This is a genomic window from Prescottella agglutinans, assembly GCF_004011865.1.
Taxonomy (GTDB): domain Bacteria; phylum Actinomycetota; class Actinomycetes; order Mycobacteriales; family Mycobacteriaceae; genus Prescottella; species Prescottella agglutinans.
Genome location: NZ_RKLP01000004.1, coordinates 284866 through 309630, shown reverse-complemented (window position 1 = coordinate 309630; position 24765 = coordinate 284866). Strand labels below are relative to the sequence as shown.

At 69.7% G+C, this 24765-nt stretch carries 21 protein-coding genes, 1 pseudogene and 1 riboswitch; of the genes and pseudogenes, 15 read left to right on the top strand and 7 right to left on the bottom strand.

Annotation, left to right across the window (positions count from 1 at the left end; translation table 11 throughout):
- The first annotated feature begins 8 nt into the window (after positions 1 to 8).
- Complete coding sequence (locus tag EGT67_RS10335; RefSeq protein WP_127916073.1) at positions 9 to 1517, top strand: cobyric acid synthase; 1509 nt, start codon at positions 9 to 11, stop codon at positions 1515 to 1517.
- On the opposite strand, the gene EGT67_RS10330 is transcribed toward EGT67_RS10335, so the two are convergent.
- The 4 genes and pseudogenes from EGT67_RS10330 to EGT67_RS10320 form a co-directional block, all read right to left on the bottom strand.
- A complete protein-coding gene (locus EGT67_RS10330) occupies positions 1498 to 2241 on the bottom strand; it encodes an ABC transporter permease (RefSeq protein WP_127915971.1) in 744 nt (247 codons plus the stop codon). The two genes, EGT67_RS10335 and EGT67_RS10330, sit on opposite strands and share 20 nt — an antisense overlap.
- Positions 2238 to 2738, bottom strand: a complete 501-nt coding sequence (locus EGT67_RS25650; RefSeq protein WP_476742039.1) for an ATP-binding cassette domain-containing protein — start codon at positions 2736 to 2738, stop codon at positions 2238 to 2240. The genes EGT67_RS10330 and EGT67_RS25650 overlap by 4 nt, the downstream gene beginning before the upstream one ends.
- Positions 2730 to 3038 (bottom strand): annotated as a pseudogene (locus tag EGT67_RS25645) (ATP-binding cassette domain-containing protein); the annotation flags it as partial. The pseudogene EGT67_RS25645 and the gene EGT67_RS25650, both read right to left, overlap by 9 nt.
- 116 nt (positions 3039 to 3154) lie before the next feature.
- Positions 3155 to 3517 (bottom strand): GntR family transcriptional regulator, encoded by a 363-nt coding sequence (locus tag EGT67_RS10320; protein WP_127916072.1) that lies wholly within the window; start codon positions 3515 to 3517, stop codon positions 3155 to 3157.
- Positions 3518 to 3713: 196 nt separating this feature from the next.
- On the opposite strand from EGT67_RS10320, the gene EGT67_RS10315 reads away from it, so the two are divergent.
- The 9 genes from EGT67_RS10315 (at position 3714) to EGT67_RS10275 (ending at position 14536) form a co-directional block, all read left to right on the top strand.
- Positions 3714 to 4976 carry a serine hydrolase domain-containing protein gene (locus EGT67_RS10315; RefSeq protein WP_241565963.1) on the top strand — a complete coding sequence of 421 codons (1263 nt, stop codon included), beginning with the start codon at positions 3714 to 3716 and terminating at the stop codon, positions 4974 to 4976.
- Positions 4977 to 5017: 41 nt separating this feature from the next.
- On the top strand, positions 5018 to 5584 hold the full coding sequence (locus EGT67_RS10310; RefSeq protein WP_127915969.1) for an alpha/beta fold hydrolase: 567 nt from the start codon (positions 5018 to 5020) through the stop codon (positions 5582 to 5584).
- A gap of 55 nt (positions 5585 to 5639) precedes the next feature.
- On the top strand, positions 5640 to 7136 hold the full coding sequence (locus tag EGT67_RS10305; protein WP_127915968.1) for a SulP family inorganic anion transporter: 1497 nt from the start codon (positions 5640 to 5642) through the stop codon (positions 7134 to 7136).
- Positions 7137 to 7256: 120 nt separating this feature from the next.
- Positions 7257 to 9995 carry an aminotransferase class I/II-fold pyridoxal phosphate-dependent enzyme gene (locus EGT67_RS10300; protein ID WP_127915967.1) on the top strand — a complete coding sequence of 913 codons (2739 nt, stop codon included), beginning with the start codon at positions 7257 to 7259 and terminating at the stop codon, positions 9993 to 9995.
- Between the two features lie 401 nt (positions 9996 to 10396).
- Complete coding sequence (locus EGT67_RS10295) at positions 10397 to 11395, top strand: isopenicillin N synthase family dioxygenase (RefSeq protein ID WP_127915966.1); 999 nt, start codon at positions 10397 to 10399, stop codon at positions 11393 to 11395.
- Positions 11396 to 11426: 31 nt separating this feature from the next.
- Positions 11427 to 12260: a MetQ/NlpA family ABC transporter substrate-binding protein gene (locus tag EGT67_RS10290; RefSeq protein WP_127915965.1), complete on the top strand. Its 834-nt coding sequence runs from the start codon at positions 11427 to 11429 to the stop codon at positions 12258 to 12260.
- Positions 12260 to 13279: a methionine ABC transporter ATP-binding protein gene (locus tag EGT67_RS10285; protein ID WP_127915964.1), complete on the top strand. Its 1020-nt coding sequence runs from the start codon at positions 12260 to 12262 to the stop codon at positions 13277 to 13279. The genes EGT67_RS10290 and EGT67_RS10285 overlap by 1 nt, the downstream gene beginning before the upstream one ends.
- The gene (locus tag EGT67_RS10280) at positions 13276 to 13944 is read left to right on the top strand and encodes a methionine ABC transporter permease (protein WP_127915963.1); all 669 of its coding nucleotides are present in this window, start codon (positions 13276 to 13278) and stop codon (positions 13942 to 13944) included. The genes EGT67_RS10285 and EGT67_RS10280 overlap by 4 nt, the downstream gene beginning before the upstream one ends.
- 157 nt (positions 13945 to 14101) lie before the next feature.
- The gene (locus tag EGT67_RS10275) at positions 14102 to 14536 is read left to right on the top strand and encodes a hypothetical protein (protein ID WP_127915962.1); all 435 of its coding nucleotides are present in this window, start codon (positions 14102 to 14104) and stop codon (positions 14534 to 14536) included.
- On the opposite strand, the gene EGT67_RS10270 is transcribed toward EGT67_RS10275, so the two are convergent.
- The 3 genes from EGT67_RS10270 to EGT67_RS10260 all read right to left on the bottom strand — a co-directional run bounded on the left by EGT67_RS10270 (position 14505) and on the right by EGT67_RS10260 (position 18304).
- Entirely contained in the window at positions 14505 to 15782 is a 1278-nt protein-coding gene (locus EGT67_RS10270) for an alpha/beta hydrolase (protein ID WP_127915961.1), read from the bottom strand. The genes EGT67_RS10275 and EGT67_RS10270 overlap by 32 nt on opposite strands.
- A gap of 84 nt (positions 15783 to 15866) precedes the next feature.
- The gene (gene mtr, locus EGT67_RS10265) at positions 15867 to 17258 is read right to left on the bottom strand and encodes a mycothione reductase (RefSeq protein ID WP_127915960.1); all 1392 of its coding nucleotides are present in this window, start codon (positions 17256 to 17258) and stop codon (positions 15867 to 15869) included.
- Positions 17255 to 18304 (bottom strand): alpha/beta hydrolase, encoded by a 1050-nt coding sequence (locus EGT67_RS10260; RefSeq protein WP_164877523.1) that lies wholly within the window; start codon positions 18302 to 18304, stop codon positions 17255 to 17257. Before EGT67_RS10260 ends, mtr begins: the two co-directional genes overlap by 4 nt.
- Before the next feature lie 221 nt (positions 18305 to 18525).
- Between EGT67_RS10260 and mqo the strand changes: the two genes are divergently transcribed.
- The 5 genes from mqo to EGT67_RS10235 all read left to right on the top strand — a co-directional run bounded on the left by mqo (position 18526) and on the right by EGT67_RS10235 (position 24735).
- Positions 18526 to 20061 (top strand): malate dehydrogenase (quinone), encoded by a 1536-nt coding sequence (mqo, locus tag EGT67_RS10255; RefSeq protein ID WP_206612337.1) that lies wholly within the window; start codon positions 18526 to 18528, stop codon positions 20059 to 20061.
- A gap of 109 nt (positions 20062 to 20170) precedes the next feature.
- Positions 20171 to 20264, top strand: a riboswitch (adenosylcobalamin-variant (AdoCbl-variant) riboswitch).
- Positions 20265 to 20315: 51 nt separating this feature from the next.
- The gene (locus EGT67_RS10250) at positions 20316 to 22247 is read left to right on the top strand and encodes a VWA domain-containing protein (protein ID WP_127915958.1); all 1932 of its coding nucleotides are present in this window, start codon (positions 20316 to 20318) and stop codon (positions 22245 to 22247) included.
- A gap of 40 nt (positions 22248 to 22287) precedes the next feature.
- Positions 22288 to 22902: a cob(I)yrinic acid a,c-diamide adenosyltransferase gene (gene cobO / locus EGT67_RS10245; RefSeq protein WP_127915957.1), complete on the top strand. Its 615-nt coding sequence runs from the start codon at positions 22288 to 22290 to the stop codon at positions 22900 to 22902.
- A gap of 5 nt (positions 22903 to 22907) precedes the next feature.
- A complete protein-coding gene (locus EGT67_RS10240; protein ID WP_421958112.1) occupies positions 22908 to 24296 on the top strand; it encodes a cobyrinic acid a,c-diamide synthase CobB in 1389 nt (462 codons plus the stop codon).
- Positions 24289 to 24735: a cobalamin biosynthesis protein gene (locus EGT67_RS10235; RefSeq protein ID WP_127915955.1), complete on the top strand. Its 447-nt coding sequence runs from the start codon at positions 24289 to 24291 to the stop codon at positions 24733 to 24735. The genes EGT67_RS10240 and EGT67_RS10235 overlap by 8 nt, the downstream gene beginning before the upstream one ends.
- Positions 24736 to 24765 lie beyond the last annotated feature (30 nt).

Here is a 24765-nt window from a genome sequence, read left to right as displayed (position 1 = left end):
CCGGCGCGATGCTGGTCGCCGGCACCACGTCCGACGCCGGCAAGAGCGTCCTCGTCGCCGGGCTGTGCCGGATGCTGGCGCGGCGCGGGGTGCGGGTGGCGCCGTTCAAGGCGCAGAACATGTCGAACAACTCCGTCGTCACGCTCGACGGCGGGGAGATCGGCCGGGCGCAGGCGCTGCAGGCGCGGGCGTGCGGGCTCGACCCGAGCGTGCGGTTCAACCCGGTGCTGCTCAAGCCCGGCGGCGACCGGACGTCGCAGCTGGTCGTCCGCGGCAAGGCCGTCACCACCGTCGGTGCCCGCGACTACATCACCCACCGGGAATGGCTGCGCGGGATCGTCGCCGACGAACTGGCGTCGCTGCGCGACGAGTTCGACGTGGTGATCTGCGAGGGTGCCGGCTCGCCCGCCGAGATCAACCTGCGGGCGACGGACCTGGCGAACATGGGGCTGGCGCAGGCCGCGCAGCTGCCGGTGATCGTGGTCGGCGACATCGACCGCGGGGGAGTGCTGGCACACCTGTTCGGCACCGTCGCGGTGCTCTCGCCCGAGGATCAGGCGCTGATCGCCGGGTTCGTGATCAACAAGTTCCGTGGCGACGTCAGCCTGCTCGAGCCGGGCCTCGACCAGCTGACCGCGCTCACCGGGCGCCCGACGCTCGGCGTGATCCCGTTCGCCGAGGGGCTGTGGCTCGACGCCGAGGACTCGCTCGGCGTCGTCGGCGACGCGCCCGTCGGACGCCCCGGGCCGCCGCTCGGCGACGAGTGGCTGCGCGTGGCGGCGATCCGGTTGCCCCGGATCTCCAACTCCACCGACGTCGAGGCGCTCGCCTGCGAACCGGGCGTCGCGGTGCACTGGGTGAGCGACCCGTCGCGGCTGGCCGACGCCGACCTGGTCGTGCTGCCGGGCAGCAAGTCCACCGTCACCGACCTGGAGTGGCTGCGGCGCAGCGGCATTGCGGACGCCCTGGCGCGCCGCGCCGCGACCGGCGGCGCGATCCTCGGCGTCTGCGGCGGCTACCAGATGCTGGGCGGCGTGATCGACGACGGTGTCGAATCCGGTGCGGGCGTGGTCCCGGGCCTGGGCCTGCTGGACCTCGAGATCGAGTTCGCCGCCGACAAGGTGCTCGCGCAGGTGGACGGCGACGTGGGCGGAATTCCGGTGCGCGGCTACGAGATCCATCACGGTCGGGTCCGACGCACCGGCGACGCCCCACTGTTGACGGCCGCCGGCGGCGTCAAGGAGGGCAGCGTGCGCGGCAGCGTCCGCGGCACCCACTGGCACGGTCTGCTCGAGAACGACGCGTTCCGGCGGCGGCTGCTGACCGAGGTCGCGGAGGCGGCCGGCCGGACCGGGTTCCGCGTCGCGCCCGACACCGACGTCGCGCGGGTGCGGGAGGCGCAGTTGGATCTGCTGGCCGACCTGGTGGAACAGCACCTCGACATCGACGCGCTCGACGCGCTGCTGGGTGGCGGCGCGCCGAGCGGTCTGCCCACGATCAGGTCGTCGCTCGCCTGAGGACCGCCCAGCTCCCGGCGATCGCCGCGACGGCGGCGGCCAACGGCACCACTGCGAGGACCGTCGCCCTCGGGGCATCGACGAACCACGACCCGATCGCCGGCCACCAGCGCGCCCACGTCACGACGACAGCGGCCAGTCCGAGGACCCCGATCGTGCCGATTCCCGCGATCAGGAGACCCGGGGTCCGCCAGCGCTGGTACACCGCGCCCAGCAGTATCGAGATCGACGTGGTCAGCAACAGGCTCGCGAACAGGGTGACGGTCTGCAGCACAGCGGAATCCGTCGCGTAGCGGAGGACGCCGAACATCCGCATCCCGACGCCCCACCCGCCGGTCGCGGCCTCGACCACCGACAGCAGTTGCAGCACCGCGGCGAAGGCGATCGACTGGACGACCGCGACGACGGCGGTCGAGGTGAAGAACTGGCGCCGCGTCACGCCCAATCCGAGCGCGAACGGGAACGTCTGCGTCATCGCCTGCGCATAGAACGCCACGACGAAGCCGTACAGCGAGAGCACCGCGCCCGTGCCGTGGGTCTCGCCCTCGGAGTCGATCAGCGCAAAGATCGTGAGGTTGATGGCGAACGTGACGGCGAGGATCGCGGCGGGCGCGGCCAGCAGCAGTGGCCACGACACCACGTGAAGGCGACAGACTGCCAGCAGTCGTCGGGCGCCGGTGGGGGAGGGATGCGCCGGAGCGGCGGTGAGGGTGGCGACGGTCATGATCGGGTCTCCTTGCCGGTGTCGGTTCGGCCGTCGAGTGCGTTGCGAATCGTGATCTGCTGCAGGGAAACCGGCGACAGCTCGAGGTCGGATCGTGCCGCCTCGGCGCGGTCCGACGCGGAGAGGGTGCCCCGCACGGTGGCGCGGGCGAAGCCGCCGATGTCCTCGCGGTGCAGGACCGTCCTGCCCACGGTGAAGGCGTCGATCGCCGTGGCCCGGCCGCTGACCAGCACGTGCCGGCTGCGCAGGTCGTCGGAGTCGGCGTCGGTGGCGACGCGGCCGCCGTCGATCACGATGACGTGTTCGAGCAGGTCGGCGACCTCGTCGATCAGGTGCGTGGACAGCACGACCGTGCGCGGATGGTCCGCGTAGTCGGCGAGCAGTCGGTCGTAGAACAGCTGGCGCGCGACCGCGTCGAGGCCCAGGTACGGCTCGTCGAACAGCGTCAGCGGTGCGCGGGACGCCAGCCCGATGACGATGCCGAGCGCCGACGTCATGCCGCGCGAGAGCTTCTTGACGCGGCGATTGGCGGGGAGCTGGAAGTCGTCCATCAATCGGCCGGCGAACTGGCCGTCCCATCCCGGTAGCAGCAGCTCCGCCGCGGTGAGCACGTGCTTGACCTTGAAGTCGTCCGGGTACCGCTGGCTCTCCTTGACGAAGCACACGTTCCGCAGGACGTCCGCGTTCTCGAACGGTGCCCCACCGAACACGCTGACCTCCCCGCTGCTCGGCAGCTCCTGGCCGGTGAGGATCTTCATCAGCGTGGTCTTGCCCGCGCCGTTGCGCCCGAGCAGTCCGTAGATCTTCCCCGCCTGCAGGTCGAACGAGACGTCCTCGAGTGCGGTGACGTCGCCGTAGCGTTTCCCGGCAGCGCGGACCGAGACGAGCGTGTCCCGGCCGATGTCCGTGATGGTCATGGACGTTCCTCCCATTGGTCCAGCATGGATTTGAGTTCGGCGATGCTCATTCCGAGCTTGTCCGCCTCGCGCACGAGCGGTGCGACGTACTGCGCCGCGAACTGCTCGCGCCTGCGGAACCGGAGCGCATCCCGTGCTCCCGTGGTGACGAACATGCCGATTCCCCTTCTCTTGTAGAGGATTCCGTCGGCGACGAGCTGGTTGAGTCCCTTCGCCGCGGTCGCCGGGTTGATTCGATGGAAGGCCGCCAACTCGTTGGTCGAAGGTGCCTGCGACTCCTCCGGCAGTGAACCGTCGATGATCGCGTTCTCCACGAGCTCCGCGATCTGTTGGAAGAGGGGCTTGCCCTCATCGCTCAGCATCGCGGTCCCACCGTCGCGAGGCTGATTGGTTCGTTACTCATGTAACTAACCATAGAAGTTGCGTCGGACGTGGTCAACCGGGAGGCGCGCTCGCGTTTCGGTTTCACGTGTTCGCCCCGCAATGCGGGTTACGCACGCCTAGGCTGCGGAACGACGTCAGAAGCTCGACCGCCGATGGTGAGGAAGTGTCGACGTGCGCAACAGATTCGATGCGGGGACGGGCGTTCGTATCGCATGCGGCGCGGTGGTCGTCGCCCTGGTGATCGCGGGATGCTCGTCGAACGAGTCGCACGAGACCCACGAGTCCGGCACGGGGACCACCACGTCGACGAGCGCCGCCGCATCATCGACCGTGGCGTTGCAGAAGATCGACGCCACCGGGCTGAACGACGTCGTCGCCGGCGTCGCGAAGGACCTCCAGATCCCGGGTGCCGTGGCGATACTCAAGACTCCCGACGGCGACCTCACGGTCAAGTACGGAACCGGGGTCCGCGGCCAGGACTCCCCGGTCGACACCGTCGAACACATCCGCATCGGTTCCAACACCAAGACGATGACCGGCACGGTGATCCTGCAGCTCGTCCAGGAGGGCAAGATCGCGCTGACCGATCCGGTGTCCAAGTACCGCCCGGACGTCCCGAACGGCGACAACATCACGATCGAGCAGCTACTCGACATGCGTAGCGGGCTCTTCAACTACACCGAGACCGCCGAGCTCAACGAGACACTCGACAACGACCCGCAGAAGCAGTGGAAGCCCGACGAACTGCTGGCGCTCGGGTTCGCGAATCCGCCGTACTTCCCTCCCGGGCAGGGCTACCACTACTCGAACACCAACATCGTGCTGCTCGGCCTCATCGCCGAGGCCCTCGACGGCAAACCGCTGCCGCAGATCTTCCAGTCGCGGCTCTTCGGTCCACTGGGGCTGACCGGGACGTCGTTCCCCGACATCACCGACAACACGATTCCGGCGCGCTACTCGCGGGGGTACGTGTACGGGACCAACATGGACACGTTGACCGATCCGGCGCTGCCCGAGGCCATGCAGAACGCCGCCAAGGACGGGACCCTCCAGCCGAACGACGTCACCGATGTCAACCCGTCGTGGGCGTGGGCGGCCGGCGCCGGCATCTCCACCGCCGACGACCTCGTCACGTGGGTGCAGGCGCTCGTCGGCGGGCAGCTCCTGAAGCCCGACCTGCAGGCCCAGCGGCTCGCCAGCGTGCAGCCCACGAGCCCGGACAGCGGCTCGGCCGAATACGGTTGGGGCATAGCGAAGATGGGCCCGATGTTCGGACACACGGGTGAGCTTCCCGGGTTCAACTCGTTCATGGGTCACGACCCGGTGAACAAGGTGACGCTGGTGGTGTGGGCCAACCTGGCTCCGGCCGCGAACGGCCAGGACCCGGCGACCACGATGGCCAAGGAGATCATCGGCAAGGTCTATCCCGGATAGGTGTCCGATTTCGTGACGTGGATCGCGTACCGTTTTCAGCCATGGAGTCGACGAACGTTGCGGTGGGTAGTGGGACCTTGACGGTCCGTATCGGGGGACCGGAGAGCCGGCACACGGTGTTGCTGCTTCCCGACGCGGGCGCGCCCGCCGACGTCTTCGACGCCGTCTGCTCGCGACTGCACGATTCGGATCTGCGGACCGTGGTTCCCGAGACCATCGACGGGCTCGACGAGCCGTCGGTGATCGCGATGCTCGACGAGCTGAAGCTGCCGTGGGTGAACCTGGTCGGCGCCGGTGCGGGCGCGGAACTGGCGTGGCGCCTGGCCGCCAAGACGTTCGGGCGCTTCGCGAGCCTCATCGTCGCCGACCGCGGACACCCGGCGGTGCCCGGTGCCGACGGCGCCGTCCTCGACGCCGCATGCCCCGCCGTCGAGCTGCCGACCACCGTCGTCGTCGGTACCTCGCTGGGCCGCCCGTGCGCCGACGCGAGTGGCCGCTACGCCTACTCGGAGTTCCGGATCGTTCAGCTCGACGGCGTCGACGACGTTCCCGCCAAGGCGGCCGCGGAGCTGGCCAGCGAGATCGTTCTGCGGACCGGCTCCTGGTAGTCGCGTCTGGGATTGGTGATTGGGGCCGGGGAGGATCGGTCCCTAAACTCACCCGGTGCACGACACCCTCTCCACCCCGGCCGACGTGTCATCCGTCCGGGCCGCGTTCCGTTCGCCCCGCCGCCTGACGACCGAGGCCCTCGCGGGTCTGGTCACCTCGCTGGCGCTGATCCCCGAGGTGATCTCGTTCGCGGTGATCGCCGGGGTCGATCCCAAGGTGGCGCTGTACACCTCGTGCATCATGGCGATGACGATCGCGTTCGTCGGCGGACGGCCCGCGATGGTGTCCGCGGCCGCGGGGGCTACCGCGCTGGTGGTGGCGCCGCTCGTCGCCTCGCACGACATCGACTACCTGATCGCCGCGGTGTGGCTGGCGGGTGCGCTCCAGATCCTCTTCGCCGTCGCCGGCCTGGCGCGGCTGGTGCGGTTCATTCCGCGGTCGGTGATGATCGGGTTCGTCAACGCCCTCGCGATCCTCATCTTCAGCGCCCAGATCCGGCACCTGATCGACGTCCCGTGGCTGGTGTACCCGCTGGTCGCCGCGGGGCTCGCGATGGTGGTGTTCGTGCCGAAGCTGACGCGTGCGGTTCCGGCGCCGCTCGTCGCGATCGTCGTGCTGACGGGGGTCGTGGCGCTGTTCCACCTGGACGTCCCCGACGTCGCCGACCAGGGTGAGCTGCCGTCCGGGCTGCCGACCTGGATGATCCCGGACGTGCCGCTCACGTGGGAGACGCTGACGATCATCGCGCCGTTCGCGTTGGGGCTCGCGCTCGTGGGCCTGCTCGAGTCCCTACTGACCGCCAAACTCGTCGACGACATCACCGACACACCCTCCGACAAGACCCGCGAGGCGTGGGGTCAGGGCGTCGCGAACATGGCCGGCGCGGTCTTCGGCGGCATGGGCGGCTGCGCCATGATCGGCCAGACGATGATCAACGTGAAGGAGGGGCGGGCGCGCACCCGCATCTCCACCTTCCTCGCCGGCGCCTTCCTGCTCGTGCTGTGCGTGACGGTCGGCGACGTCGTCGGCGCCGTCCCGATGGCGGCGCTCGTTGCGGTGATGCTGGTGATCGCGGTGACGACGTTCGACTGGCGCAGCATCGCGCCGCGAACCCTGCGGCTGATGCCGCGCAGCGAAACCCTCGTCATGGTGGTCACCGTCGTCGGCACACTGGCGACCCACAACCTAGCCGTCGGCGTCATCCTCGGCGTGCTGACCGCGATGGTCGCGTTCGCGCGGCGCGTGGCCCACCTCACCCGGATCGACGTCACCGACGGCGAGCGCGACGGTGTCACGGAGCGCACCTACCGCGTCACGGGTGAGCTGTTCTGGGCGTCGAGCAACGACCTGGTCCACCGGTTCGACTACGCCGGCGACCCCGACTCGGTGGTGATCGACCTGTCCGACGCCGACGTGTGGGACGCGTCCACCGTCGCGACCCTCGACGCCGTGCAGGCCAAGTACGCGGCCCGCGGGAAGCGTGTGCGCGTCGTGGGTCTGGACGGGGCGAGCCTGCACCGGCTCGAGAGGCTCTCCGGACGTCTCGGCTGAGGCGACAACCCGGCGTCCTCTTGCCTGTTCAGACGCGGGGGAGCAGTCTGGGATTGCTCGGCACGACGTCACCGTCGTCGACCGACCTCGCCCGTCGTGACCGTGGCGGTGGAGGCTGTGATGGCTGAGGTGAATCCGCGGGCCTACAACAGTATGTGGCAGTTCCGTGCGGACTCGTGGTGCCGGCTCGAGGGGGCGAGCGCGCACCTGGCCGGTGCGGCGGCCCGCGGGGCGCCGATCGGTCCGCTGCTCGAACGGGTCGAGAACCTGCTCGACCAGCTGCGACCGCTCGAGCGGTACTGGGCTTTCCCTGGGCCGCAGGTCTTCTCGCAGACCCAGCGGTTGTTCACCACCGGCGTGTACGACAAGTTCTCGCGCACCGTCGCGAGGATCAACCGGGCGCTGGTCACCGGCTCCTATCGGAGCGGTACTCCGGTCTCCCCGGTCGACGGCGACCTCGAGGCGGTCGCGACGGACACGCCCCGCCGTGACGAAGGGGGTGCGGGCGGATCCCGACCCCACTATTTCGAGGTACTGGTGGTCGAGACCATGACCGAGGCGCAGGAGCGCGCGCTGCGCCAGGAACTGCGCGCCTGGCGCAGGCCGGACGACCAGTTCATCTACGAACTCGTCGTCGTCGGCAGCGGCGACGACGCGGTCATCGCGGCGCGCCTGAACGTGAATCTGCAGGCGTGCGTGATCCGCCGCCGCTTCTCCCATCAGTCCCGGAGGGATCTGTCGGCGCTCGCCAACTTCATCTACACGGACATCGCGGAGAAGCTCGCCGGGCACACACCGGAGGAGCGGACGCGGATTCTGGCCGTCGAGCTCACCGACACCCGCCCGGAACTCGACCTGTACCTCATGACCGAGATTGCGGTCGAGGATCTCGCCGGTCAGCTCGGTCAGTACTTCCGCCGGGTCTTCCATGCCGGGGAGGGGTCGCTCGATCTGCACCTGAGCCTGCTCGAGGGAATTGCGTCGCGGTATCGAACCCCGTTCTTCAGCGCGCTGCGCGAATACAGTTACCGTCCGACCGGTGTGTTCCACGCGTTGCCGATCTCGCAGGGCAAGTCGATCGTCAACTCGCACTGGATCTCCGACATGGTCGACTTCTACGGCCTGGAGGTGTTCCTGGCCGAGACCTCGGCCACCTGCGGCGGACTGGACTCGCTGCTCGAGCCGACCGGTCCGCTCCGCGAGTCGCAGCGCCTGGCGGCGCGGACGTTCGGGGCGCGGCAGACCTACTTCGTGACCAACGGCACCTCGACGGCAAACAAGATCGTCGTCCAGGCGCTCGTCGCGCCGGGCGACATCGTCCTGGTCGACCGCAACTGTCACCAGTCCCACCACTACGGCCTGATGCTCGCCGGCGCTCAGGTCACGTACCTCGACGCGTATCCGCTCAACGAGTATTCGATGTACGGCGCGGTGCCGCTGAGGGAGATCAAGTCCAAGCTGCTCGCACTCCGAGAAGCCGGCAAGCTCGACCGGGTCAAGCTGGTGATGTTGACCAACTGCACCTTCGACGGTGTCATCTACGACGTCGAGCGTGTCGTCGAGGAATGTCTGGCGATCAAACCGGACCTGGTGTTCCTGTGGGACGAGGCGTGGTTCGCGTTCGCCCGGTTCCATCCCGTCTATCGCACCCGCACCGCGATGCATGCGGCGCAGGCGGTGCGCGAGCGGTTGCGCGATCCCGGGTATCGGGCCGAGTACGCCGAGTACGCCGAGCAGGTGCGCGGCGCCGACGACGCGACGCTGCTCGACCGGCGTCTGATGCCCGACCCGGTCCGCGCCAAGGTGCGGGTCTACGCGACCCAGTCCACCCACAAGACGCTGACCTCGCTGCGTCAGGGCTCGATGATCCACGTCTTCGACCAGGAGTTCGACCAGAAGGTCGAGGAGACCTTCCACGAGGCCTACATGGCCCACACCTCCACCTCGCCCAACTACCAGATCCTCGCCTCGCTCGACCTCGGCCGGCGGCAGGCCGACCTCGAGGGTGCCGAGTTGGTGCAGAAGCAGGTCGAGAATGCGATGCGGCTGCGGGACTCGGTCGACCACCATCCGCTGCTGAGCAAGTACATGCACTGCCTGTCGACGGCGGAGCTGATTCCCGACGAGTTCCGCCCCTCACGCATCGATCAGCCGCTGCGCGGCGGCCTGCGCGCCATGGTCTCCGCCTGGCGGTCCGACGAGTTCGTGCTCGACCCGTCGCGGATCACGCTCTACATCGGGTCGACCGGTATCGACGGCGACACCTTCAAGCGGGCCGAGCTGATGGACCGCTACGGCGTCCAGATCAACAAGACCTCGCGCAACACGGTGCTGTTCATGACCAACATCGGCACCACCCGCAGCTCGGTCGCCTACCTCGTCGAGGTACTGGTCAAGTTCGCCCACGAGCTCGACGAACACCTCGCCGACATGGGCACCATCGAACGCGGGTATCACGACGCGGCGGTGATGCGGTTGACGAACCCCACGGCGCCGCTGCCGGACTTCAGCGGATTCCATCCGATCTTCCTCGAAAAGAACGGCGCTGCAGCCACTCCCGACGGGGATGTGCGTCGGGCCTTCTTCCTGGCCTACGACGACACCCGGTGCGAGTACCTCACCGCGGACGAGGTCGAGGAGGCGACGGAATCGGGGCGTCCGGTGGTCTCCGCGACCTTCGTCACCCCGTATCCGCCGGGCTTCCCCGTGCTGGTGCCCGGGCAGGTGTTCAGCCGGCAGATCCTCTCGTTCATCCGCAGCCTCGATACGCCGGAGATCCACGGCTACCGTCCGCACCGCGGTTATCGCGTCTTCACCGCGAAGGCGCTCGAGATGGCCGATCCGTCGGACCGACGGTGAATCACCCTCGACGGCGGAGCCGGCCGGGGACCGGTCCTCGCAGGTCAGGTGAACAGTTCCGACCGTTCGTCTCGCAATTGTCGCCGTTCGTCGCCGTGCGTATACGTACGATTTGAACTATTCGCGGTGAGCGCGTTAGCCTCCTGTCACTGGCATGTCCGATCCGGCACGCCGGGTCACGATCTCGATCGGGAAGGTCTCCGATGCGCGGCTCCGCAGCAACCGTCGCCACCACGCGAATGCGCGGTGGTTGTTGTTGCATGCGTCAGCGCTGAGACGAGACAGCTTCGCGCGACGGCACTCGAAGGCCGTCCCGCATCCCCGTGCGAATTCCTCCCACCGGGCACCCATACGTCGCAGCGCCAGCAATCTCCGGTGCCCGTGGGGAAAGGATCCGTTCCATGTCCGCCCACTCGCTCCCGATCATCGATCTGGAGAACCTCGACGTCGACGCGCTCCGCAAGGTCACGCACGAGATCGGCTTCTTCTACCTGACCGGTCACGGCATCGACCAGCAGCTCACCGACGACCTGGTCGCCGCGGCCCGCGAGTTCTTCGCGCTGCCCGAGACCGACAAGCTCGAGATCGAGAACAGCAACTCGCCGCACTTCCGGGGCTACACCCGCGTCGGCGGCGAGCGCACCCAGGGCTACATCGACTGGCGCGAGCAGCTCGACATCGGACCCGAGCGCGCCGCGGTCGACCCGATCGACCTGGACCGCCCGTGGGACGTACTGCACGGGCCCAACCTGTGGCCGACCGCCGTCCCGCGGCTGCGTGAACTGGCGCTCGAATGGTCGAGCCAGGCCCAGGTCGCCGGCCTGCGCCTGATCAGCGGCTGGGCGCAGTCGCTCGGCGCGCCGGCCGACTTCTTCGACACCGCCTTCGCCGACCCCGACCCACTGCTGAAGATCGCGCGCTACCCGGGCCACGACGGCTCGGTCACCGATCAGGGCGTCGGCAGCCACAAGGACGTCGGGGCCCTGACCCTGCTCTACCCGGAACCGGGCAGCACGGGCTTCCAGGTGGAGACCGACGGCGGCTGGCTGGACGTCGAGCCGCTCCCCGGCCACCTGCTGGTCAACATCGGCGAACTGCTCGAGGTCGCCACCGGCGGCTACCTCAAGGCGACCGTGCACCGGGTGCTGCCGCCGGCCGCCGGCAAGGACCGGGTCTCGCTGCCGTTCTTCCTCAACCCCGGCTACGACCAGGCCCTGCCCACCGTGCCGCTCTCGCCCGAACTCGCGGCCGAGGCCGCGGGCGTGGGCCCGGACCAGCACGGCGGCACCCTGCATGCCCGCTACGGCCTCAACGCCCTCAAGTCGCGCCTGCGCGCCCACCCCAACGTCACCGAGCGGTACCACCGCGACCTGCTCGACCTGCCCGCCCTGCGCGGCTGACCGTCTCCACAATCTCGGAAGGTACCTCTCAATGTTCTTGCGCCGCACAGCTGTTCTGTCCGCCGCCGCACTGCTCTCCGTGGGCCTGGCCGCCTGCTCGTCCGGCGGCGACGGGGAGACGCTGGTGATCTCCGCATCCAGCACCCCGCACGTCGAGATCCTCGAGCACATCGCCGACTCCGGCGTGCTCGGTGACGTCAAGCTCGACATCAAGCCCGTCACCGGCGAGATCGACCCCAACGAGCTGCTCGTCGCGGGCGACGTCCAGGCCAACTACTTCCAGCACGCCCCGTACCTCGCGGACTGGCAGAAGCAGAAGGGTGTGAGCGACCTCGTCTCCGTCGCCGACGTGCACCTCGAGCCGATGGGTCTGTACTCGGAGAAGATCACCGCCGTCGACCAGCTCGCGGACGGTTCGACCATCGCGCTGCCCAAGGACACGACCAACTTCGCGCGCGGCCTGTACCTGCTCGAGTCGGCCGGCCTGATCCAGATGGACAAGCCGTTCGCCGAGGCCGATCTGTCCGTCGTCACCCAGGCGAACATCAAGGGCAACCCGAAGAACCTGAAGTTCGTCGAGATCGAGCGCTCGCAGATCGCCCGCAACCTCGGCGACCCGCAGATCACCGCCGCGGTCATCAACTCCAACTACGCGATCGAGGCCGGCCTCACGCCGGCAAAGGACGCGCTGCTGTCGGAGAAGGTCGAGAACAACCCGTTCGCGAACCTGCTGGTCGTCCGCGCCGCCGACGAGAACGATCCGGGCGTGAAGGCGCTCGCCGAGGCGCTCGAGTCCCCGGAGACCGCCACCTGGATCCAGGAGAACTACTCCGGCTCCGTCGTCCCGGTCCACGCAGCCAGCTGATGATCAGCGTCGAGAACCTGGTCAAGACCTTCCCCGCGGCCGCCGGCACGGGGGAGGTCGCGGCCCTCCGCGGAATCGATCTCGAGATCGCCGAGGGGGAGATCTTCGGCATCGTCGGGCCGTCCGGCGCGGGCAAGTCCACGCTGCTGCGGTGCCTGAACCTGCTCGAGCAGCCGACCAGCGGGCGCATCGTGCTCCGCGGTGACGACCTGTCCCAGCTCAGCGGTGCCGGTCTGCGTCAGGCGCGTCGCCGCATCGGCACGGTGTTCCAGCAGTTCAACCTGCTGCACTCGCGGACCGTGCGGGCCAACGTCGAGTTTCCGCTCGAGCTGTCGGGCATGGACCGCAAGCAGCGCCGCGCCCGGGCCGACGAGCTGATCGAACTCGTCGGGCTCGGCGGCAAGGAGAAGGCGTACCCGTCGCAGCTGTCGGGCGGGCAGCAGCAGCGTGTCGGCATCGCCCGCGCCCTGGCGTCCAACCCGGACGTCCTGCTGTGCGACGAGGCGACCAGCGCTCTCGACCCCGACACGACCGACCAGGTGCTCGACCTGCTCGCCGAACTCAACCGCTCCATCGGCGTGACCGTCGTGCTCATCACCCACGAACTGGGTGTCCTGCGCCGTATCTGCACGTCCGCGGCGCGCCTCGAGGACGGCCGGATCGCCGAGACCGGACGCATCCTCGACCTCGTCGGCACACCCGGTTCGGTGCTGGGAGCGGCGATCGTCCCGGTCGGGGACGACCCGTCCGTGGGCGACGACGCCGACACCGCACTCGTCACCACCATCGGCGACGAGGCGCACGGCCCGTGGCTCGCACAGTTGGTCCGCAAGCTCGACGTCGACATCTCCGTCGTCGGCGGCCGGGTGGAGCAGGTCGCCGGTGTCACCGTGGGCCGTCTGCGGTTGCGGTTCGGCCCCGACGTGTCCCGCGCGGACGTCGCGGCGTTCGTCGAGGCGCAGCCCGGCACCACGCTCTCCTGGGGGCCCGAGTCCCGGATCGAAGGACGAATCGCATGAACAAGCTGTCCTGGCAGGACTCGCTCCCCGAGGTGTGGGAGGCGACGCAGGAGACCCTCTACATGGTGGGGATCTCCTTCGTGCTCACCGTCATCGGCGGCGTGCTGCTCGGGGTGATCCTGCACGTGACCTCCCCGAGCGGGCTGTGGCCGCAGCGCGCGGTCAACGCGGTGCTCGGCGCGATCGTCAACGTCTTCCGCTCGCTGCCGTTCCTCATCCTCATGATCGCGCTCATCGGGCTCACCCGGTTGATCGTCGGTACCGCGATCGGCCCGACCGCCGCGATCGTGCCGCTGACGATCGGTGCGATCCCGTTCTACGCCCGCGTGGTCGAGTCGGCGCTGCGCGAGGTCCCCGTCGGCCGCGTCGAGGCGGCGCAGGCGATGGGCGCGAGCAACGGGCAGATCGTGCGGAAAGTGCTCCTGCCGGAATCGGTTTCGGCACTGATCGCCGGCGCGACCCTGACGGTGGTGCTGTTGGTCGGCTACTCCGCGATGGCCGGCGTCATCGGCGGCGGGGGACTGGGCGACTTCGCGATCGTCTACGGCTACCAGCGGTTCAACACGCCGGTCCTGCTGGTCGCGGTCGTCGTGCTCATCGTCCTCGTGCAGATCCTGCAGTCGATCGGCGACGGCATCGTCCGGGCGTTGAGGCACCGCAAGTAGACGCTCCGCGCCGCTACCCCGAGACCCTCGCGCCCCGTCCGGGCGCGGGGGTCCCTGCGTGTCTGGCCTCGCAGCGGGCCGTTCGTGAAGGATTCCTCCCGGAGGCCGAGAGGAATCCTTCACGATTCGACGACAGTGAGGGCGACAAGGGGTGGGCATGCTGAATGCGGTTCGGGCGGGGTGGATCCTGCTGGCGTGGGTTTGTGCGGGGCTGGCGGTCGTCGCCGCGACCAGTTCGATGATGCAGATCACGTCGTGCGAGCTGGGATATCCGGACGACGGGATCATGCCCGGAGAGGAGTGTGAGCGGTCGATCGCCCGCACCTACGGGCCGTCGATCGTGGCCGCGCTCGCCGTCCCGGCGCTGCTGTGCCTGCTCCCCGCCGTGTTCTTTCGGCGCTGGGTCGGGGTGCTGGTCGCGGCCGTTCTGTTCGTCGGTTCGTTCGGTGCGTGGTTTCAGCCGGCACCGATCTTCGCGTTCCTCTACTTCGTTCCGGCCGCCCTGCTGGCGGTGCTCCTCGCGGGTTGGCACGCCTGGCTGCCCGACAGGCGGGTCGCGCTCAGTTCGACCCGAGAAGTCCGAGGAGGCTGAGCGACCCGAGCGAGCCGACGACCCCTCCGGGCCCGAGCGAGCCCAACGACCCCAAGGGGCCGGGTCCGCACTCGGGATCGTCCGATTCGCTGTCGCAGGCGAACGCCTTGGTGATGAACGTGACCGCGTCCACCTCGTTGGCGAACAGGCTGCCGATGTGATCGGCCGGATAGATCCTGAAGTCCGGACGGGTGCCGGCGAGGTTCATTTCCGTGATGAGCTTGACTGTCAACGGAAGCGGCACCGTCGGGTCCTCAGCCCCCTGCGCGATCATCAGTGGCCGGTCGTAGCCGGAGGTCGGCACCTGCAGATAGTCCCGCAATGCGGCCATCAGTGCCGGATCGTCGAGCGACCGCGAAAGCATATCGGCCACCGAGACATTCGCGGCAAGTCGGGCGAACTCCCGGTACGGTAGCTCCGGCGCGGCGTCGACCAGCGTGCGGCCGATCGGCGTCAGGTAGCTGTTCACGTCGAGTTCGGGATGGATGTCGCGGAATCCGGCGATCACGAACGTCATGAAGTTGGTCAGCCCGGCGAGGCCCTGTGGTGGGAAGTTGGGGCCCGCCAACGGGGCGAGTGTCTCGATGTTCGACGGCACGCCGGCCGCGACCGCGCCGCGGTAATCCAGTTCGGGCGCATACGCGGTGGCGGCGTGCGCGGTGAACACAGCGGCCTGCCCACCCTCGGAAAGTCCGATGACCGCCCACCGCGGCGAGAGGGTGTCGTCGACGGCGCGGGCGGCGCGCACCGAATCGATCACGCTGTGCGCTGCGGACTCCCCGTGCAGGTAGGGCGGCACACCGGGCGTACCCAGGCCGACGTAGTCGGTGGCCGCGACGGCGTAACCGCGGGCCAGCCAGTTCGTCACGTAGCGGCTGCTATCCGGGTCGATCCCGTTGCGCGACGGGGCATCCGCGTCGGAGTCTCCGATGGTTCCGTGGGCCCAGGCGATGACCGGCCAGCCGCCCGTCGGAGGCGTGCCGTCCGGGACGAACACCAGGCCGGTGCTGGGGGTGACGCCCCGCGGGCCCGTGGTCAGATACGTGATCCGGTACGCGGCACCGGTGCCCGGCAGCCAGAACGACTGGGGCAGCGGGGCGGACTCCAGGATGGTCCCGGGTGTGCTGCGGGCCGGTGCGGCGACGGGGACGGCCGACGCTGTGGGAGTGAGGATCTGCGGCGTGCCCGCGACCAGTGCGACAGCGATCGCGGTGACGATACGGCGGCCCATCCGGGAACCCATCATGCGCCGAATCTAGCTCAGCGCCAACGATCGTCGGGGCGGTTCGGTGGAACCGCCCCGACCGGAGACGGGTGTGGACGAGTCGGCTCAGATCTCCAGACCGAGCAGCGCGTTCTCGACGACCTCGGGCAGCGCGGGGTGGATCCAGTACTGGCCGGTGGCCATGTCCTGCGCCGACAGCCCGAAGCTCATCGCCTGGATCAGCGGCTGGATCACCGTGGGCGCCTGGGCGCCGATGACGTGTGCGCCGAGGAGGCGTCCGGTGCCGCGCTCGGCGATCACCTTGCAGAAGCCCTCGTCGTCCTCCATCGCCCAGCCGTAGGCGACGTCGCTGTAGTTCTGCACCTTGACGGTGATGTCCAGGCCGGCCTCGCGGGCCTGCTCCTCGGTCATCCCGACGTCGGCGATCTGCGGGTCGGTGAACACCGCGGCCGGGACGAACCGGTGGTCGGTGCGGCGCAGGCGTGAAACCGAGTCGGCCGCAGCGTCGTTCCAGGCGTCGTGCAGCAGGTTGTGCTGGACCACGCGCATCTCGTGGTTGGCGACGTGCTTGAGCTGGTACGGGGACGAGACGTCGCCGAGCGCGAACACCCCCTCGGCGGTGGTGCGCTGGTACTCGTCGACGATCACGCGTCCGGACTCGTCGACCGCGACGCCACCGAGGGCGGCGTCGAGGCGGTCGCCGTTGGGGGTGCGGCCCACCGCGACGAGCAGTTCGTCACCGGCGACGACGGTGCCGTCGGACAGTTCGATCTCGACGCCGTTGCCGGCGGTGCGGGCCGCGACCATCGGGTGGCCCAGGTGCACGTCCCACTTGCGTCCGGCGAGTTCGGTGAACCAGTCGGAGATGTCCCGGTCGAGATGACGGAGCAGGCGGTCGCTGCGGCCGATGATCGACACGCGCACCCCCAGCGCCGAGAAGACGTGCGCGAACTCGGCGGCGATGAAGCCCGAGCCGAGGATGACGAGGCGCTCGGGCAGTTCCGGCAGCCGCATGATGTCGTCGTTGGTGCGGAACCGGACTCCGCTGTCGAGGATCTCGGCGGGGATCGTCGGACGCGACCCGGCCGCGATCACCACCTGATCCGCGGTGATCACCTCACCGGTACCGGTGTCGATGGTCCGCGGGCCGACGAAGCGGGCGTGGCCGCGGAACACCGTCACGTCGGCGCAGTCGTTGGTGCGGTACCGCTCGCCGCCCGCCGAGATCGGGTCGATCCGGCCGAACACCCGCTTGACGATGTCGTGCCAGCGCACGTCGTCGAGCGTCGCGTCGATGCCGAGCTTCGACGACTCGGTGATCGCGCGGGCCACCTCGGCGGTGTAGACGAACATCTTGGTGGGGATGCAGCCGACGTTGAGGCAGGTGCCGCCGAAGGTTCCCTCCTCGAGGATCGCGACCTTCTTGCCGTCGTAACGCTGGTCGAGGATCGAATTACCCGATCCGGTGCCGATGATCGCGATGTCGAAGTGGGTCACGCAGGGGCTCCTGTCTCGCTGCCGGTGGTCGTCTCGTGTTCCGTGTCCGTCGCCGTGAGGTGGTGCGCGTCGAGCCAGTCCAGCCACAGATCCACTTCGTGGAACGCCGCCGCGAGCGGCTGCGCGGTGGACAGGAACACGTCGTGGCGGGCGCCCTCGATGGGGACGATCGTGGTGCGGTTGCCGAGGCAACCGGCCCATTTGGCGATCTGGTCGACGTCGAGGACTGCGTCGGCGGCATCCACGCTGGGGTTGTAGCGCGCCGCGAACACCGTGCGCTTCGACCGGAGGATCAGCGACGGCACCCCGATGTCGAGTCCGCGGTGCAGGTGCGCGTGGCCGCGGCGGATGGCGCGCAGCCAGCCGAACGTGATCGGGAACCCGGTGAGCGGTTTCCAGTCGAGGTTGTACTCCCACTCGCCGTTCGCGCCGACGTGCAGGCTCGAGCCGTACGTGTCCAGCTTCTGCCCGGGAACCGGCGTCTTGCTCGACACCCGGCCCAGGGCGTCGATCGCGGCGGTGGTGCCGGCGTTGCGCAGCAGCGCGGGCCCCTGTAGGTCGAACCACGGGCTGTTGAGGATGACACCTGCCACACCCGCGCCCGCGGAGCCGCCCGGCCGACGCTCGACGCGGTCGAGCCACAGCGGCACGATCAGGCCGCCGGTCGAGTGGGCGACCAGCAGGATCTGCCCGCCGCCGATCTGCGCGCGGACGAGGTTCAGGGCCTCGTCCAGTTCCCGGTCGTAGTACCGCAGGTCGGTGACGAAGTGCGGCGTCTGCCCCGGGCGCCGCGAGCGTCCGCATTTACGCAGGTCGAGGGCGAAAAAGGCGTAGCCCTGTTCGGCGAAATGCTCGGCGAGGTGCTGCTGGAAGAAGTAGTCGGTGAACCCGTGGACGTACAGCACGGCGCGCGTTCCCGTCATCGCCCCGGGCTGATAGCGGACCAGAGTGGCCTCGACCTCGCCCTCCCCGTCGGGATCGGAACCCAGAGGGATGGTCAGCTGCTGGTATCCGTCACCCAGGACGTCGGGAGCCCAAGTAGTCACGATCACACTCTATTGGCACAACAGAGTCGTTTGCGAGGGGCACAATTGGGGGAGGTGACGCACAGGTAACCTAAGCGCCACAGGCGCGCGAAATGCGGTCTGTGCACGTAATGTCTCGAATGGGCGCGATCGGTGTAGGACGGCCGGTCAACGCGCGCGATCCGGGCGGACGATGCGTGCAGAACAGGTCGCGTGTAACAGACAAGGAAGTCGATTCTCCAGTGTCAGACCAGAACGTAGTGGCGAAGACCGATGTAGTGCTCGTGGGTGCGGGCATCATGAGCGCAACGCTCGGCGCGATCCTGCGTCAGCTGCAGCCCGACTGGTCGATCACCACCTTCGAACGCCTCGACGCGGCTGCCGCCGAGAGCAGCGACCCGTGGAACAACGCAGGCACCGGCCACTCCGCCCTGTGCGAGCTGAACTACACGCCGGCCAAGGGTGACGGCGTCGACATCAGCAAGGCCGTCAACGTCAACGAGCAGTTCCAGGTCTCCCGGCAGTTCTGGGCCTACGCCGTCGACAACGGGATCCTCACCGATCCCAAGGAGTTCATCAACCCCATCCCGCACGTCAGCTTCGTGCACGGCGCCGACAACGTGAAGTACCTGCGCGCCCGCTACGACGCGCTGGCCGGCCACCCGCTGTTCGCCGGCATGGAGTACTCGGAGTCCGAGGACTTCTTCTCCGAGCGCCTGCCGCTGATGGCCAAGGGCCGCGACTACTCCGACCCCGTCGCCCTCAACTGGACCGAGTCCGGCACCGACGTCGACTTCGGCGCCCTCACCAAGCAGCTGCTCGGCTACGTCGGCGCGTCCGGCGGCCAGGTGTTCTTCGGTCACGAGGTCCGCAACCTCACCAAGCAGTCCGACGGCAGCTGGCTCGTCAAGGTCGAGAACCTGCGCACCGGTGCGAAGAAGACCGTCAACGCCAAGTTCGTGTTCGTCGGAGCCGGCGGCGGTGCCCTGCACCTGCTGCAGAAGTCCGGCATCAAGGAGGCCAAGGGCTTCGGCGGCTTCCCGGTCAGCGGCCAGTTCCTGCGCTGCACCAACCCGGAGCTCATCGCGCAGCACCGCGCCAAGGTGTACGGCAAGGCCGCGGTCGGTGCGCCCCCGATGTCGGTGCCGCACCTCGACACCCGCGTCATCAATGGCCAGCAGGGCCTGCTGTTCGGCCCCTACGCCGGCTGGTCGCCCAAGTTCCTCAAGAACGGCAAGGTCACCGACCTGCCGGGCTCGGTCAAGCCCAACAATCTCACCTCGATGCTCGGCGTCGGCCTCACCGAGTTGGGCCTCACCAAGTACCTCATCGGTGAGCTGATGCAGTCGCCGGCCGACCGCATCCAGACGCTGCGCGAGTTCGTGCCGCGCGCCACCGGTGGCGACTGGGAGCTCATCACCGCCGGCCAGCGCGTCCAGGTGATCCGCAAGAAGGGCAAGGGCGGCGTCCTCGAGTTCGGCACCGCCGTCGTCAACGCCGAGGACGGCACCATCGCCGGCCTGCTCGGAGCGTCCCCGGGTGCCTCGACCGCCGTGCCCGCGATGCTCGACGTCCTGGAGCGCTGCTTCCCGCGTGAGTTCGAGGCATGGAAGCCGAAGCTGCAGCAGATGGTTCCGTCGCTGGGCCAGAAGCTGTCGGACAACCAGGCGCTGTTCCAGCAGGTCTGGGACTGGAGCAACCGTGCGCTCGAGCTCGGCGACGCCGGCGAGACCTCGGTGCCCGAGGTCGACCGCGTGGTCGAGTCCGCCTCGGTCTGAGTTTCGATGACACTGCCGCGGCCTGGGAATTTCTCCGGGCCGCGGCAGTGTGCTGTCGGGGCACCGGAGCGTGCCGCCGGTGCAGCACGGTAGGGTGCTGCAACTGAAGAAACGTCTGCGGGGAAGCCTGTGAGAATCAGGCGCGGTCCCGCCACTGTAAGGGTTCGATCCGATCGACCCGAAGCCAGAATGCCGCGACGTTTCGTACCGCCAAGCTCTCGGCGCGGAAACCGAGGAGTGAAGGGATTCGATCGTTGCGTCACAGTCACGAGGCCAGTTCGGGGCCGTCGGGGTTCCCGTTCAGCGCAGTCGTCGGGCAGGACCGGCTCCGACTCGCGCTGATCCTCTGCGCCGTCCATCCCGGCATCGGCGGGGTGCTGGTGCGCGGCGAGAAGGGCACCGCGAAGTCGACCGTCGTGCGTGCGCTGGCCGCGCTGCTGCCCGACGTCGAGCACGCGGGCGAGCGCCGTCGTGCGCGGCTCGTCGAACTGCCGGTGGGTGCCACCGAGGACCGCGTCGTCGGCTCGATCGACCTCGAGAAGGTGCTCCGGGACGGCGAACGCGCCTTCCAGCCCGGGCTGCTCGCCGACGCGCACCAGGGGGTGCTGTACGTCGACGAGGTCAACCTTCTGCACGACCACCTGGTCGATGTGCTGCTCGACGCCGCCGCGATGGGTCGCGTCCACGTCGAACGCGACGGCGTCTCCCACTCGCACCCCGCGCGGTTCGTGCTCGTGGGCACGATGAACCCGGAGGAGGGCGAGCTGCGCCCGCAGCTGCTCGACCGGTTCGGCCTGGCCGTCGACGTCGCCGCGTCCCGCGACGTCGACATCCGGATGGCGGTCGTCCGCCGCCGCCTCGACTACGAGCGCGACCCCGACGCCTTCGCCGCCCGCTACGCCGACGAGGACGCCGACCTGGCCCGCCGGATCGCCGCCGCCCGCGCGACGGTCGACGCCGTCGAGCTGTCCGACACCGAACTGCGGCGGATCGCGTCGGTGTGCGCGTCGTTCGACGTCGAGGGCATGCGCGCCGATCTGGTGCTCGCCCGCACGGCCACCGCGCACGCCGCGTGGCGCGGCGCGGACAGCGTCGCCGAGGAGGACGTGCGGGTGGCCGCGGAACTGACGCTGCCGCACCGTCGTCGACGTGATCCGTTCGACGAGCCCGGTCTCGATCCGCAGCAACTCGACGACGCGATGGACAAGGCCGACGCCGACGCCCGCGCGGGCGAGGAGCCCGAGCCCGAGCCCGACCCGGACGGTCCGGACCCGGACGGCCCCGGCGGCGGCGAGACCCCCGCCGAGTCGACGTCGGAGGCGCCGAATACCGAATCCACCGAGCAGGATTCGCCGGCCTCCGGCGGGGGAGCCGAGCGTCCGGTGGGCGCCCCGGGCCCCCAGTTCCGGGCGCGTCTGCTCGAGGTTCCCGGCGTGGGCGACGGCGCCCCCGGCCGGCGCTCGCGTTCCCGCTCGACCCGTGGCCGCACCGTGCGCCCGACCAACCAGCCGGGCGCCGGTCTGCACCTGGTGGGCACGCTGTTCGCCGCCGCCGAACACCAGACCGCCCGCGGGCGCGTGAGTGGACCGATGAGGTTGGCGCCCAGCGACATTCGCGGCGCGATCCGGGAGGGGCGCGAGGGTAACCTGGTGCTGTTCGTGGTGGACGCGTCCGGTTCGATGGCCGCCCGCGACCGGCTCTCGGCGGTCACCGGCGCCGTGGTGTCGCTGCTGCGTGACGCCTACCAGCGCCGGGACAAGGTCGCCGTGATCACCGTCCGGGGCCAGGACGCCGAACTGGTGCTGCCGCCCACGTCGTCGGTGGACGTCGCGGTGCGGCGCCTGCGCGCGATGAGGACCGGTGGGCGCACGCCTCTGGCCGAGGGGTTCCTGCGTGCGCGGGACGTCGTGCTGCGCGAGCGGGTGCGGGATCCGCGCCGCCGGACGCTGGTGGTGTCCCTCACCGACGGCCGCGCCACCGGCGGCAAGGATGCCGTCGCACGCGCCAAGCGGGCCGCCGGCATGCTCGCCGACACCGGTGTGGCCTCGATCGTCGTGGACTGCGAGACCGGCATGGTTCGGCTCGGCCTGGCCGCCGAACTGGCGCGCGACCTGCGCGGCGGCTGCGTGCGCCTCGCGGAGTTGTCGGCGCAGCAGGTCGCCGGCGTCGTCCGCGCCGCCGCCTGAATCACCGACCGAGAAGACAAGCCCGAGAAAGGGACTGCACATGCCTCAGGGCGTACCCGAGAACGTGCCCGCCGACGGGCTCACCACGCGTCAGCGTCGCAATCTGCCGGTGCTGGCGGTCCACACCGGACCCGGCAAGGGGAAGTCGACGGCCGCGTTCGGCATGGCGCTGCGCGCCTGGAACCAGGGCTTCGACATCGGCGTCTTCCAGTTCGTCAAGAGCGCGAAGTGGAAGGTCGGTGAGGAGGCCGCGTTCCGCGCGCTCGGCGACCTGCACGCGACCGGTGGCGTCGGCGGCGCCGTGGAGTGGCACAAGATGGGCGAGGGCTGGTCGTGGTCCCGCAAGCACGGCACCGAGGAGGACCACGCCGCGGCCGCACTCGAGGGCTGGCGCGAGATCGCCCGCCGCCTCGAGGCCGAGACGCACCGGTTCTATGTCCTCGACGAGTTCACCTACCCGCTCAAGTGGGGTTGGGTGGACACGGAGGAAGTTGTCGAGGTGTTGCGGTCACGCCCCGGCAATCAGCACGTCGTGATCACCGGCCGGGACGCGCCGCAGGCACTGATCGACGCCGCCGACCTGGTGACCGAGATGACGAAGATCAAGCATCCGATGGACGCAGGCCGCAAGGGCCAGCGCGGTATCGAGTGGTAGCGAGTGTGATCCGCCCGAGCACTCCCGCGGTCGTCATCGCCGCACCCGCGTCGGGCAGCGGCAAGACGACCGTCGCGACCGGCCTCGTCGGGGCGTTGCGCGCCGCCGGCGACCGGGTCGCACCCTTCAAGGTCGGACCCGACTACATCGACCCCGGCTACCACGCGCTGGCCGCCGGGCGTCCCGGCCGCAACCTCGACACCGTGCTCGTCGGCGCCGACCGGATCGGTCCGCTGTTCCGGCACGGCAGCGACGGCTGCGACATCGCGGTCGTCGAGGGTGTGATGGGACTGTTCGACGGCAAGATCGATCCCGGATCGACGGAACCGTCGGCCGAGGGATCGACCGCGCAGATCGCCGCGGCGCTCGGTGCGCCGGTCGTCCTCGTCGTCGACGCGCGCGGCCACAGCCAGAGTCTGGCCGCGGTCCTGCACGGCTTCTCGACCTACGACGCGGCCGTGCGCATCGGCGGGGTGATCCTCAACCGCGTCGGCAGCGCCCGGCACGAGCAGGTGCTGCGGCAGGCGTGCGAGCGGGTGGGCTTGCCGGTGCTCGGGTCGGTCCCGCGTCTGGCCGAACTCGAGGTGCCGTCACGTCATCTCGGTCTGGTGCCCGCGGTCGAGCACGGCCGGGCCGCGACCGACGCCGTCGACGCGATGACGGAACTGGCTGCCGCGCACCTGGATCTGCCCGCGATCCGCACGCTCGCACGCTCGTCCGTCGAGGCCGCCGCGTGGGATCCCGTCGCCGAGGTCGGACCCGCGCCGGCCGGGCCGCGGCCGGTCGTCGCGCTCGCCGGTGGCGTCGCCTTCACGTTCGGGTACGCCGAGCACCGGGAACTACTCGACGCCGCGGGCGCCGACGTCGTCACGTTCGATCCGTTGCAGGACGAGTTGCCCTCCGGGACAGCAGGTCTGGTGCTGCCGGGAGGCTTCCCCGAGGAGCATGCCGTGGCGCTGTCGTCGAACACGACTCTGCTGCAGCAGATTCGGCTGCTCGCCTCGGACGGTGCCCCGATCCACGCCGAGTGTGCCGGCCTGCTGTACCTCACCCGCAGCCTCGACGGGCACCCGATGGCCGGGGTCGTCGACGTCGACGCGCAGTTCGGGTCACGCCTGACTCTCGGTTACCGGGAGGCCGTCGCGGTGACCGACTCGGTGCTGTTCGACGCGGGAACCCGCGTGGCCGGGCACGAGTTCCACCGCACCTCGCTCGTCGCCGAGACCGCCGACCACTACGGTCCGGCCTGGGGTTGGCGGGCATGGGACGCGGGGGCGAAGCGGGAGGGCTTCGTCGGCGGGCCGGCGGGCTCGGTCCACGCGTCGTACCTGCACACCCATCCGGCCGGGAACCCGGAATCGGTCCGCCGCTTCGTCGAGGCCGCCCGTGGGTGACCTGTGTGTCGGCGTGGGCGCCGGAACCGGGGTGCGCGCCGCGGACATCGTCGCCGCCGTCCGAGCGGTGTACGGCGACCACCCGGTGGGAGTCCTGGCGACGCTGGACCGGAAGGCGGCCCAGCCGCCGTTCGTGGACGCGGCCGAGATTCTCGGCGCCCGCCTCGTCGGGTACCCGCCGGAGCGTCTCGCGGCGGTGTCGGTGCCGAACCCGGCCGGCGCGGTCGCCGACGCGGTCGGAACCCCCAGCGTTGCCGAGGCGGCCGCGATCCTCGCCGGCGGCGGGGGAGCGCTGGCCGTGACCAAACGCGTCGCGAATGGCGTGACGGTCGCCGCCTCCATTCGCGGCACCGCCGCCGACTCCATTGGCGGCACCGCCGCCGACTCCATTGGCGGCACCGCCGCCGTCGCCCGTAATGTTTCGAAATCTGTCGAGTGAACATCCGCATGAATTGTGAGAACGGGGAGA